This window comes from Rhodococcus sp. C26F (assembly GCF_053345925.1).
This window is the reverse complement of record NZ_JBKFBA010000015.1, coordinates 1-11,732: the sequence shown is the minus strand read 5'-3', so window position 1 is coordinate 11,732 and position 11,732 is coordinate 1. Positions and strand designations below refer to the sequence as shown.

The window sequence follows — 11,732 nt, the reverse complement described above, 5'->3', positions numbered from 1 at the left end:
CCGCCGACAACGAGTGAGGAGAACTGCCATGGCGACCGACTACGACGCTCCCCGCACCACCGACATCCTGGGCGGCGGTGGCACTGCCCTGGACGAGCTGGACATCAAGCCCACCGCGGCCGCCGACACCGACGAGGGCGAGATCCTCGAGACCCTCGACCTGCCCGGCGCCGACCTCTCGGCACTGTCGGCGGAGGAGCTCTCGGTGCAGGTCCTGCCGAAGCAGTCGGACGAGTTCACCTGCATGGGCTGCTTCCTCGTCCAGCACCACAGCCGTCGCGCGACGGGCGACGGCGAGCAGGCCTACTGCCGCGACTGCGTCTGACCTTCCGTCGGACGACCCCTCCTTGCGCGGCGAACCGGGCCTTGCACCTGCTGTAGCAGGGGCGAAGCCCGGTTCGTCGCGTCAGGATCAGTAGTAGTGCGGGTAGGGCGACCAGTCGGGCTCGCGCTTCTCGAGGAAGGCGTCGCGACCCTCGATCGCTTCGTCGGTCATGTAGGCCAGACGCGTGGCCTCGCCCGCGAACAACTGCTGACCGACGAGGCCGTCGTCCTGCAGGTTGAAGGCGTACTTGAGCATGCGCTGCGCCTGCGGCGACTTGCCGTTGATCTTCTGCGCCCACTCCAGCGCGACGTTCTCGAGCTCGTCGTGGTCGACGACCTTGTTCACCGCACCCATGTGGTGCATCTCCTCGGCCGTGTAGGTGTCGCCGAGGAAGAAGATCTCCCGCGCGAACTTCTGGCCGACCATCTTGGCGAGGTAGGCGCTGCCGTAGCCCCCGTCGAAGCTGCCCACGTCGGCATCGGTCTGCTTGAAGCGGGCGTGCTCGCGGGAGGCGAGCGTCAGGTCGCACGTGACGTGCAGGCTGTGCCCGCCACCGGCGGCCCAGCCGTTGACCAGAGCGATGACGACCTTCGGCATGAACCGGATCAGCCGCTGGACCTCGAGGATGTGCAACCGGCCCGCGCGGGCCTTGTCGACGGTGTCGGCGGTCTCGCCGCTCGCGTACTGGTAGCCGCTGCGGCCACGGATCCGCTGGTCGCCGCCGGAGCAGAACGCCCATCCGCCGTCCTTCGGGCTCGGGCCGTTGCCCGTGAGCAGCACGACGCCGACGTCGGAGGTGGTCCGCGCATGATCGAGCACGCGGTAGAGCTCGTCGACGGTGTGCGGACGGAAGGCGTTGCGCACCTCGGGACGATCGAACGCGACGCGGACCGTGCCCTGCGTGACGTGTCGGTGATAGGTGATGTCGGTGAGGTTCTCGAACCCGGGTACCGGGCGCCACAATTCTGGATCGAAGGTCACCTCGTCACCATAAAGGGCCGGGCATCTCGGCGACGTGCGCTGCCGCCCGATAACGTGCACAACCATGAGCGAGCAGACCGATCCCCGCGACGACTACGAACACCACGGCGGATTCCCGGTCTACGAACCGGTGAAGGCGGGGCCGAACTACGGTCGCTTCGTCGAGACCTTCCGGCGTCTGCAGGATCTGATGGTCTCCACGAACCCGCCGGACGAGGTCGTCGACCGCGCGATCGAGCAGACCGAGGCCCTCGTCGACCTGCTCGCCGAGCACGCCGTGCCCGAGGGTCGCTCGCCCGCCGGCTTCAACGTCGACCTGCCCGGACGCGGCAGTGCGCTGCTACTGCCGTGGACGATCGAGAAGTACGGACCGGACGGTGTCCGTGAGCGCGGCGTCTTCCGCCGCTACCACCTCGGAGGCAACGGGGCCGCGCACGGCGGCACGCTGCCGCTGCTGTTCGACGACCTGTTCGGCATGGTCATCCACGCCAACGGCCGCCCGATCGCCCGCACCGCCTATCTCCACGTCGACTACCGCAGGATCACCCCGATCGAGACCGAACTCGTCGTCGACGGTTGGGTGGACCGCGTGGACGGTCGCAAGGCCTTCTGTAAGGCCGAACTGCGCGATGTCGACGGCAACCTCCTCGCCGACTGCGAGGCGCTGATGGTCCAGTTGCTGCCGGGCCAGCCGTGACCTCCCTGCCCCTCCCGTCCTCGCTGCCCCTCCCGTCCGCGGACGAGTTGCTCGACGGGGCAGTCGTCGTCTCGCTGCCCATGCGCGTCCGGTTCCGCGGCATCACCGAACGCGAGGTGCTGCTGCTGCGCGGACCCGCCGGGTGGGGCGAGTTCGGGCCGTTCCCCGAATACGGCGACGACGAGGCGGCGCACTGGTTGCAGTCGGCGATCGAAGCCGCCTGGCAGGGCCATCCGGCTCCGTGCCGCTCCCGGATCGCCGTCAACGCGACCGTGCCCGCCATCGGCCCGGAGCGCGTCCCCGAGGTGCTCACCCGGTTCCCCGGCGCGCGCACCGCGAAGGTGAAGGTCGCCGAACCGGGCCAGGATCTCGCGCAGGATGTCGCTCGCGTCCGGGCCGTGCGCGAACACGTGCCCCACGTCCGGATCGACGCGAACGGCGGCTGGAGCGTGGACGAGGCCGTCCGCGCCCTCACGGCACTCACCGCCGACGGTCCGCTCGAATACGCCGAGCAGCCGTGCGCGTCCGTCCCCGAACTCGTCGAGGTGCGCCGGCGACTGCCCGGGGTGCGCATCGCGGCGGACGAGAGCATCCGCCGCGCCGAGGATCCCCTGCGGGTCGTGCGGGCCGGGGGAGCGGACGTCGCCGTCGTGAAGGTCGCGCCGCTCGGTGGGGTCCGACGTCTCGTCGCGCTTGCCGACGAACTCGCCGGGCACGGCGTCGAGGTGGTCGTCTCGAGCGCCCTCGACTCCGCGGTGGGGATCGCCACCGGTCTCGCGGCGGCAGCCGCCCTGCCCGACCTCCCGTACGCCTGCGGGCTGGGCACGGGTGGCTTCTTCGAAGCCGACGTCGCGCCGGCTCTGCACATGTCCGACGGAGCGCTCGATGTCGTCGCGGTCGAGCCCGAACCCGAGCGGCTCGACGCGCTGCGGGCCGATCCCGATCGAGTCGAGTGGTGGTGCGAGCGGGTGCTTCGGTGCCGTACGGTGCTCGCCGGACGCGGACGGTGACGACCTCGCCGGACGCGGACTGTGACGGCACGGAATCGTCGTATATCGTTCCCCGCGTCCCAACGGTCACAAGTGTCACATCTACGGAGGCAGTGAAAGTGGTTGCAGCTCTGGGCGATGCCCTCCTCGGCGCCGACAAGTTCCCGGCGGTCAAGGCAGACGTCGAAGCCCTGATCGATGCCGAGGTGTCGGACAAGAAGGGTGCGTCCGGTCTCGCCCTCAAGGGTGGCTACGCAGCAGTGAAGAAGGTCGGCCCGGGCATCGTGCCGGGTGCCGTCGAAGGTCTGCTGCCCGAATTCGTCGAGAAGCTCCAGCCGTTCTGGGTGGAGTACGCAGGCAACGGTTCGTTCGCGGACTTCCTGGTCGCCCGCGGCGAGGTCGTCGCCGACGCTCTCCTCGGCGTGACCGACGAGCGCATCGCCGGCACGTCGAAGTCCGGCGTCAAGAAGGTCTACGACTCGCTGCGCCCCTCGGCCAAGAAGCACGTCGTCGAGGCCCTGCCGCGCCTGGGTGATCTCATCCAGAAGCACGCCGGCTGAGCCGACACCAGCGACATCCGGACGTCGCGGTCCCNGGTCGGTACCGCGACGTTCGTCGTTCGAGGGGTCCGTCAGTAGACGGGCTCCCCGTACTTCCAGTAGCCGATGAAGGTCACCGCCGCCCGGTCCCAGCCGCACTCGCGCACGAGATGGCGGCGCACGCCGGTCGCGAGCGACGACTCGCCCGCGACGAACGCGTGGGCCGAATCCGACGAGGGGGTCGACTCCCGCACCGCGTCGACGACGAGACTGCCCGGTACCGCCTCGGCATCCGTCCTGACCACCGGATGCACCCGCACGTTCTCGCCCGTCGGCAGGTTCTGGGCGGTGAGGTCGTCGGGGTGCGGAACCTCGACGAAGACCTCCACGGCCGCGAGCGGGTCGAGGGCGAGGATCGAGTCGAGGATGCCGGCCACTGCGGGCACCGCGCTCTCGTCGCCGATGAGCAGCCACGACCGTGCCTCGTCGAGGGGCAGGTTGCTGATGCCCTCGTCGAGGATGCCGATCTCGTCACCGGGCTGAGCCCGCTCCGCCCACGCCGAGGCCGGACCCAGATCGCCGTGCGATGCGAAATCGATCTCGATCTCGGAGGTCGGGCCGAACAACCCGGTTCCCGCAGGACGTACGCGGCGGAACGTGTAGTTCCGCAGCACGGGACGCCGATCCTCGGGCAGTTCCTGGTATTCGGGCCACCAACGGTCGTCGGTCGCACCGGGGAGGGTCAGTTCCTGCTGCTCCGGGGTGGGGAAGAACATGCGGAACCAGTGGTCGAAGCCCATCGGTGCGATCGAGTCGACGTCGTCGCCGCCCACGGTGATGCGCACGAAGGTCGGGCTGATGCGTTCGGCGGCGAGTACCTGTGCGCGCACCATCCGCCGCGACTCGGGCTTGAGATAGGGATTGCGCCGTGCGGTTCCGGTGCTCTTCGCCATACGGCCCTCCGAGGTTGCTCGGATGCCGCCACTGACGACGTGCAGCATCCCGACGATCGTTCAGCGGAGCCTAACCTGTGTCGTCACCCGGGAGTGCCGGGCCGCTCCAGTCTCCGCACCGACGGTGTCAGTCCCCATTCCGTCCGCCCCAACCGGCTCACCGCGCCGAGCGCCGCGAAGTCGGGGGCACCGTCCTCCGCCAGCACCTCCGGATGGACCGTCACGGCGAGGACGTCGCCCATCACGACGAACGAGTCGCCGATCTCGATCACCCGGTGCAGCCGGCACTCGATCGAGGCGGGTGCCTCCGCGACCCGCGGGGGCCGCACCCGCTCGCTCGGCTCGGCGTGCAGACCCACCTCCGTGAACTCGTCGATGTCGTGCGGGAACGCCGCCGACGAGGCGTTGACCTTCTCCATCAACGGCACGGTCGCGATGTTGATCACGAACTCGCCCGTCTGCTCGATGTTCCGCAGACTGTCCTTCCGGCCCACGGACGTGAACTGCACGACCGGCGGGGCCGTACTCGCCACCGTGAAGAAGCTGTACGGAGCGAGATTGAACACACCGTCCTCGGCCTCGGTCGACACCCACGCGATCGGTCTCGGCACGATTGTCGCGGTGAGAAGGCGGTAGAAGCGGCCGGGACTCGACTCGGCGGGATCGAAGACTGTGCGCACGGCCTCCATTCTGACCGCACCTGTACCCGGCCACACTTCCGGCGCAATTACCCTGGACTCCGTGAATCCGTCCACTGCCCAGGCCGCTGCTGTCGTCGACGAACTCGCCCGGGGCGGTGTTCGGGACGTCGTGCTGTGCCCGGGCTCGCGCAACGCGCCGCTCGCCTTCGCGCTCCAGGCCGCCGACAGCGCAGGACGTCTGCGCCTGCACATGCGTATCGACGAGCGCACCGCCGGATTCCTCGCGATCGGCCTGGCCCTCGCCTCGGGTCGCCCCGTCCCGGTCGTCATGACCTCCGGTACCGCCGTGGCCAACCTCGCGCCGGCCGTGCTCGAGGCGAACTACGCCCGCGTCCCGTTGGTCGTGCTCAGCGCCAATCGCCCCTACGAACTGCTCGGATCCGGTGCGAACCAGACCGTCGAACAGCTCGGGTTGTTCGGCAGCCAGGTGCGCGCCACCATCAGCCTCGGCCTCGCCGAAGGCATCGAACAGAACAGCCAGTGGCGTTCGGCGGTCTCCCGGGTTCTCGCCGCTGCCCGCGGAACCCGATCGGGCAACGCCGGCCCGGTCCACTTCGACATCCCGCTGCGCGAACCGCTCGTGCCCGAACTCGACGCGAAGGGACCGGTGCCCGAGGGACGTCCGGACGGCAAGGCCTGGACCACCACGGTGAACGCCACCCTCGACGTCCCGCTCGAGATCGACCTGACCCCCGACACGATCGTCGTCTCCGGTCACGGTTCCGCCCATCGCCCCGAGCTGTCCGGGCTGCCGACCGTCGCCGAACCCACCGCACCGTTGCACGGCATCCCGGTGCATCCGATGGCGCTGCCGCACTTGAAGCCGCGCCAGGCGATCATCACCGGACGGCCCACGCTGCACCGGCCGGTGTCGAACCTGCTCGCCGACCCCGCCGTCACCGTGTACGCGCTGACCACCGGCCCGCGCTGGCCCGACGTGTCGGGCAACGTCATCGCGACCGGCACCCGCGCCGTGGTGTCGGGAACACCCGACGAGGCGTGGCTCGAACGATGCCGCCAGCTGTCGGCGCACACCGACAAGGCCGTGCGCGCCCAGCTCGACGGGCATCCGAAGGCCACCGGACTGCACGTCGCGGCGGTCGTGACGGATTCGCTGAAGCCCGGCGACCAGCTGCTGCTCGGGGCGTCGAATCCGGTGCGCGACGCGGCGCTCGTGAGCTACCCGAAGCCGGACGTGAAGGTGCTGTCCAACCGCGGTGTGGCCGGGATCGACGGCACGGTCTCCACCGCCGTCGGTGCCGCACTCGCCTACGAGCAGGGACGGACCGTCGCGCTGCTCGGCGACCTGACCTTCCTGCACGACGCGTCGGGCCTGCTCATCGGGCCGTCGGAGCCGCGGCCGCAGAACCTCACCATCGTCGTCGCGAACGACGACGGCGGCGGAATCTTCGAACTGCTCGAACAGGGCGACCCGCAGTACGCGGGTGTCTTCGAGCGTGTCTTCGGCACCCCGCACGGTATGGACCTCGCGGCACTGTGCGCGGCCTACCGCGTCCCGCACGAGCGGGTGGATCTGCAGGGACTCGCGCTCGCCCTCGCGAACGACACGGCGCCGCCCGCGGGCATCCGTGTGGTCGAGGTCACCACCGATCGAGCCGGGCTGCGCGAACTGCACGCGGCGGTGCGGGCGCAGCTGTGAGCGGACCCGAGCGCGCGCGGCGCGCGGTTCTCATGGTCGCGGCGGCGATCTCCGCCCTCGCGGTGATCCTGTTCCTCGGCGCCCTCCGCAACGACCTCACCATCCGCTCCGACACGGGCACGGCCGTCGCCGAGGTGCTCTCGGCCGGCTCCTTGCGGTCCGCCGTGAGTTTCGTCACTCCCGACGGTGTGACGCACAATCCGGAGCTCGGCGTTCTGTACCCGACGGGGCTGACCACCGGGCAGCGGATCGCCGTCGAGTACGCCCGGAGTGATCCCGATCTCGTTCGTGTGACCGGTCGCGACGCCCGCGTCGCCCTGATCCCGACCGGATCGGTGATCGTCGTCACATGGTTGATCGCCACGCCGGTGCTGATCTGGCTGCGGCGGAGGGCGACCGCCGCACCCCCTGTCTCTCCCGACGTGAAGGATCGACAGCTGCAGATGTGACGAACGAAACGTTCGTCGCGACTTCGTCCATCGGTCACCGAGCTCGCACCTGCTCGACTCGCAGGCTCGCCACGCTGTCGGCGTGCGAGTAGCCATCGTCGCGGAATCCTTCCTCCCGAACGTCAACGGCGTCACCAACTCGGTGCTCCGCGTCCTCGAGCACCTCGACCGCACCGGACACGACGCGTTGGTCGTCGCACCCGACACGGTCGCAGGCAGGCCACCCGCTCCGTCCGACCATCACGGGACACCCGTCCACCGCGTACCGGCGGTGCGCGTACCGAGGATCAGCTCCCTCCCGGTGGGCGTGCCCGGCCCGGAACTCCTTCCGGTGCTGCGCACTTTCGCGCCGGACGTGGTGCACCTCGCGTCCCCGTTCGTGCTCGGTGCCGGCGGTCTCGCCGCCGCGGGACGCCTCGACATTCCGACGGTCGCGATCTATCAGACGGACGTGGCCGGATTCGCCTCCAGCTACGGGCTCGGCCTCGCCGCGCGTGCGTCCTGGCGGTGGACTCGGCGCCTGCACCGCGGCTGCGATCTCACCCTCGCACCCTCGACCTCCGCCGTGGACGACCTCGTGGCCCACGGCATCCCGCGCGTGCGGCGCTGGTCGCGGGGCGTCGACACCGACCGCTTCGCGCCGTCCCGGCGGGACGAGGACCTGCGCGCCCGCTGGTCGCCGGACGGCCGCCCGATCGTCGGTTTCGTGGGACGCCTCGCGCCCGAGAAGCACGTCGAGCGGCTCGCGATCCTCGCCCACGATCCGCGGCTGCAGCTCGTCGTCGTCGGCGACGGTCCCGAACGGTCGCGGCTCGAACGACAGCTGCCGTCGACCGTGTTCACCGGGCAGCTCGGGGGAGAGGAACTGGCCCGCGCCCACGCGAGCCTCGACGTCTTCGTCCATCCCGGCGAACACGAGACCTTCTGCCAGGCCGTGCAGGAAGCCCTGGCGAGCGGGGTCCCGGCGATCGTGCCGGATGCGGGCGGACCACGCGACCTCGTCGCCCACTGCCGCAACGGTTACCGCCTGCCGGTGGACCGCTTCGTCGAACTGCTGCCCCGAGCCGTCGATGCGCTGCTCGCTCCTGGGGTCCGGGACGAGTTCGGTGGCGCGGCACGCCGTGGAGTGCTCGGCCGCACCTGGCCCGTGCTGTGCGACGAGTTGTTCGCCCATTACCGGCGGGTGCAGGGCCTTCCCGCGCACGCGCTCCGCCGCGCCGCATGAGCGCCGGCGTCCACTAGGGGAGCGGGTAACGTTTCGGCCGTGGCAACAACTCACGGATCACGCGCGTCGCTCGACAAGGACCCGCGTGAGGTCGCGTCCATGTTCGACGGGGTCGCTGCACGCTACGACCTGACCAACACCGTCCTGTCGTTCGGGCAGGACCGCGGGTGGCGTCGCGCGACCCGTGCGGCTCTCGACCTGAAGCCGGGCGAGCGCGTGCTCGACCTGGCCGCCGGCACCGGGGTCTCCACCGTCGAACTCGGTCGGTCCGGCGCGTGGGTCGTCGCCACCGATTTCTCCAAGGGCATGCTGCACGCCGGCGAGTTCCGCAACGTCCCGATGGTCGCAGGCGACGCGATGAAACTGCCGTTCGCCGACGCGGTCTTCGACGCCGCGACCATCTCCTTCGGCCTGCGCAACGTCGCCGACCCGGACGAGGGACTGCGCGAGATCGCCCGGGTGGTCAAGCCGGGTGGACGCCTCGTGGTGTGCGAATTCTCCACGCCGGTGCGGGAACCGCTGCGCACCGTCTACATGGAGTACCTGATGCGGACGTTGCCGCGGGTCGCGCGGGCGGTCAGCAGCAATCCCGACGCCTACGTCTACCTCGCCGAATCGATCCGGGCCTGGCCCGATCAGGAACAGCTCGCCCGGCGCATCGAGGCCGCGGGCTGGAGCGACGTGAAGTGGCGCAATCTCACCGGGGGCATCACCGCCTTGCACCGCGCGGTACGGAAGTAGCCGCGCGGCGCTGTATCGGCGCTCAGGCGAAGAGCGGCTGCCGATCCCAGCGCATCGAGAGATGACCGCTCGTCCGCCACACCCGGGCCACGAAATCGACGTCCTCGTCGGTGACGAGATTGCCCATCACCCGCACCGCAACCGACATCATCGTCCGCGACCGCATCGCGATCGGACCCGTCGCCGGCAGGAACTTCGGGATCGTGAGCAGGCTCGCGAGGCGACGCGCGGTGGAGAACGCCCGGCCGTAATGGGAGCGCAGCGTCGCCGGCCACAACTCGGTCAGGTCGTCGGAGTCGAGCAGCCCGGCGAGCAACCGACCGCCCTCGAGTCCGTAGTCGATGCCCTCGCCGTTGAGCGGATTGACGCACGCCGCGGCGTCGCCGATCAGCGCCCAGTTCCTGCCCGCGACCCCCGACACGGCTCCGCCCATGGGCAGCAGCGCCGACGCCACGCGCGTCACCTCGCCGAGTGCCCATTCGGTGCGGCGCTGCCGCGCGTAGAGGTCGATGAGCGGTCGCAGCGATCCGCTCGCGGGTCGCGAGGCGGTCGCGAGGGTCCCCACCCCCAGGTTCACCTCGCCGGTGCCGAGCGGGAACACCCAGCCGTAGCCCGGCTGGACGGCGCCCGCGTCGTCGCGCAGTTCGAGGTGCGAGGTGATCCACGGATCGTCGCTGCGCGGGGAGGTGGCGTAGGCCCGCGCGGCCACACCGTAGGTGGTGTCGCGGTGCCAGCGACGACCGAGCACCTTGCCGAGGGGAGAACGCACCCCGTCGGCGACGATCACCATGCGGCAGCGGACGGTCCGCGGTCCGTCGGCGGTGCGGAAGATCACGGCCGAGACCCGGTCGCCGTCGCGTTCGACGTCGACGGCCTTCGTTCCGTCCACAGCGCGGGCACCCGAGTCGAGCGCGACCTGCCGGATCCGGGCGTCGAGTTCGGTGCGCGGCACGGCGCTGCCCACGACCGGGAACGACGAGTCGGGCCAGGGGAGTTCGAAGCGGCCACCGAAGCCCTCGAGACGCAGACCGCGGTTGACGGTGCGGGTGCGCAGCCAGTCGCCGAGGCCGAGTTCGTCGAGTTCGGCGACGGCGCGCGGGGTCAGTCCGTCACCGCAGGTCTTGTCGCGAGGGAAGGTCGCGGCATCGACGAGCAACACCTCGCGACCGGCGCGGGCAGCCCACGCGGCGGCGGCGGAACCGGCTGGACCGGCACCGACGACGAGAACATCGGTACTGTCGGGAACGCAGGACTGGGATTGCCGCGGATCTCGCGCGGAGTGTTCGGCCACCACCGCTCCATCTTCTCAGGCCGCGATCGGCCGCCTCGACGAGGTGGATCGGGGAACGAACGGCTAGGTTCACTACGGTGAAGTCGAGGCGACAGAACAGGATGGGTACGTCATCGTGAGCACTGAGGGGGCGGCTCGGACCGCCGGTTCGGCCGATGCGGCGCCGAGCACCGTCGTGGCCGGTGTGGAACTCGGCGATCCGGTCCTCGCCGCGACAGTCGGGGACGGCCTCGCGAGCGTCGAGAAACTCCTGGTCGAGGAACTGTCCGACGGTGAGGACTTCCTGACGGAGGCCGCACTGCACCTTGCGAAGGCGGGTGGCAAGCGGTTCCGGCCGCTGTTCACGATCCTCACCGCGCAGCTCGGGCCGAAGCCCACCGATCCCGCCGTGGTGACGGCGGCGACCGTCGTCGAGCTCGTGCACCTCGCGACGCTCTACCACGACGACGTGATGGACGAGGCGACGATGCGTCGCGGCGCCCCGAGCGCCAACGTGCGCTGGGGCAACAGCGTCGCGATCCTCGCCGGTGACTATCTGTTCGCGCACGCCTCGCGGTTGGTATCGACGCTGGGTCCGTCGGCCGTGCAGATCATCGCGGAGACGTTCGCCGAGCTGGTCACCGGTCAGATGCGCGAAACCATCGGTGTGCGCACCAACGACGACCCGGTCGAGCACTACCTGCGGGTGATCTGGGAGAAGACCGGTTCGCTGATCGCCGCCAGCGGTCGCTTCGGCGGTACGTTCTCGGGCGCCGATCCGGAACATGTCGAGCGTCTCGAACGGCTCGGCGACGCCGTCGGCACCGCTTTCCAGATCGTCGACGACATCATCGACATCGCGTCCGACACCACGGAGTCGGGCAAGACCCCCGGAACCGATCTCCGCGAGGGTGTGTACACCCTGCCGGTGCTCTACGCGCTGCGGGAGACCGGACCGGAGGCGGATCGTCTGCGTGAACTGCTCGTCGGTCCCATCGAGGACGAAGCACACGTCGCGGAGGCGCTCGAACTGCTCGTCCGCTCGCCGGGGATGGATGCGGCGAAGGCGACCCTCGCGACCTACGCCGCCCGCGCTCACGCCGAACTCGATGCCCTGCCGCAGGGCTCGGCGAACGAGGCGCTGCGTCGCCTCGTGGACTTCACCGTAGCCCGCGTCGGCTGACGGACCGTCGTGTCGTCCC

General features: G+C 70.2%; 13 protein-coding genes. 9 read left to right on the top strand and 4 right to left on the bottom strand.

Going from position 1 to position 11,732, the window contains the following annotated elements:
* Positions 1-28: 28 nt before the first annotated feature.
* The gene (locus ACLBYD_RS16580) at positions 29-325 is read left to right on the top strand and encodes a DUF4193 domain-containing protein (RefSeq protein ID WP_024101699.1); all 297 of its coding nucleotides are present in this window, start codon (positions 29-31) and stop codon (positions 323-325) included.
* An 87-nt stretch (positions 326-412) separates the two neighbouring features.
* On the opposite strand, the gene ACLBYD_RS16575 is transcribed toward ACLBYD_RS16580, so the two are convergent.
* Positions 413-1,306, bottom strand: coding sequence for a 1,4-dihydroxy-2-naphthoyl-CoA synthase (locus ACLBYD_RS16575; RefSeq protein WP_024101698.1), 894 nt, complete (start codon positions 1,304-1,306; stop codon positions 413-415).
* Between the two features lie 64 nt (positions 1,307-1,370).
* On the opposite strand from ACLBYD_RS16575, the gene ACLBYD_RS16570 reads away from it, so the two are divergent.
* The 3 genes from ACLBYD_RS16570 to ACLBYD_RS16560 all read left to right on the top strand — a co-directional run bounded on the left by ACLBYD_RS16570 (position 1,371) and on the right by ACLBYD_RS16560 (position 3,552).
* A complete protein-coding gene (locus ACLBYD_RS16570; RefSeq protein ID WP_447817296.1) occupies positions 1,371-2,003 on the top strand; it encodes a PaaI family thioesterase in 633 nt (210 codons plus the stop codon).
* Between the two features lie 23 nt (positions 2,004-2,026).
* Complete coding sequence (locus tag ACLBYD_RS16565) at positions 2,027-3,013, top strand: o-succinylbenzoate synthase (protein ID WP_447817362.1); 987 nt, start codon at positions 2,027-2,029, stop codon at positions 3,011-3,013.
* Positions 3,014-3,111: 98 nt separating this feature from the next.
* Positions 3,112-3,552: a DUF6918 family protein gene (locus tag ACLBYD_RS16560; RefSeq protein ID WP_006552306.1), complete on the top strand. Its 441-nt coding sequence runs from the start codon at positions 3,112-3,114 to the stop codon at positions 3,550-3,552.
* 71 nt (positions 3,553-3,623) lie between these two features.
* On the opposite strand, the gene ACLBYD_RS16555 is transcribed toward ACLBYD_RS16560, so the two are convergent.
* Both ACLBYD_RS16555 and ACLBYD_RS16550 read right to left on the bottom strand, forming a co-directional pair.
* Entirely contained in the window at positions 3,624-4,484 is an 861-nt protein-coding gene (locus ACLBYD_RS16555; RefSeq protein WP_447817295.1) for a siderophore-interacting protein, read from the bottom strand.
* A gap of 83 nt (positions 4,485-4,567) precedes the next feature.
* A complete protein-coding gene (locus ACLBYD_RS16550) occupies positions 4,568-5,173 on the bottom strand; it encodes a flavin reductase family protein (protein ID WP_447817294.1) in 606 nt (201 codons plus the stop codon).
* 52 nt (positions 5,174-5,225) lie between these two features.
* On the opposite strand from ACLBYD_RS16550, the gene menD reads away from it, so the two are divergent.
* From menD to ACLBYD_RS16530, 4 genes are all read left to right on the top strand, one after another.
* Positions 5,226-6,845 (top strand): 2-succinyl-5-enolpyruvyl-6-hydroxy-3-cyclohexene-1-carboxylic-acid synthase, encoded by a 1,620-nt coding sequence (gene menD / locus ACLBYD_RS16545; RefSeq protein ID WP_447817293.1) that lies wholly within the window; start codon positions 5,226-5,228, stop codon positions 6,843-6,845.
* Entirely contained in the window at positions 6,842-7,294 is a 453-nt protein-coding gene (locus ACLBYD_RS16540) for a DUF3592 domain-containing protein (protein ID WP_447817292.1), read from the top strand. Before menD ends, ACLBYD_RS16540 begins: the two co-directional genes overlap by 4 nt.
* A gap of 82 nt (positions 7,295-7,376) precedes the next feature.
* Entirely contained in the window at positions 7,377-8,519 is a 1,143-nt protein-coding gene (locus ACLBYD_RS16535; protein WP_447817291.1) for a glycosyltransferase family 4 protein, read from the top strand.
* A gap of 39 nt (positions 8,520-8,558) precedes the next feature.
* Positions 8,559-9,260: a demethylmenaquinone methyltransferase gene (locus tag ACLBYD_RS16530; RefSeq protein ID WP_071935515.1), complete on the top strand. Its 702-nt coding sequence runs from the start codon at positions 8,559-8,561 to the stop codon at positions 9,258-9,260.
* 22 nt (positions 9,261-9,282) lie between these two features.
* On the opposite strand, the gene ACLBYD_RS16525 is transcribed toward ACLBYD_RS16530, so the two are convergent.
* Positions 9,283-10,554, bottom strand: coding sequence for a geranylgeranyl reductase family protein (locus tag ACLBYD_RS16525; protein ID WP_447817290.1), 1,272 nt, complete (start codon positions 10,552-10,554; stop codon positions 9,283-9,285).
* A 112-nt stretch (positions 10,555-10,666) separates the two neighbouring features.
* On the opposite strand from ACLBYD_RS16525, the gene ACLBYD_RS16520 reads away from it, so the two are divergent.
* Positions 10,667-11,713 (top strand): polyprenyl synthetase family protein, encoded by a 1,047-nt coding sequence (locus ACLBYD_RS16520; protein WP_006552298.1) that lies wholly within the window; start codon positions 10,667-10,669, stop codon positions 11,711-11,713.
* Positions 11,714-11,732: the final 19 nt, after the last annotated feature.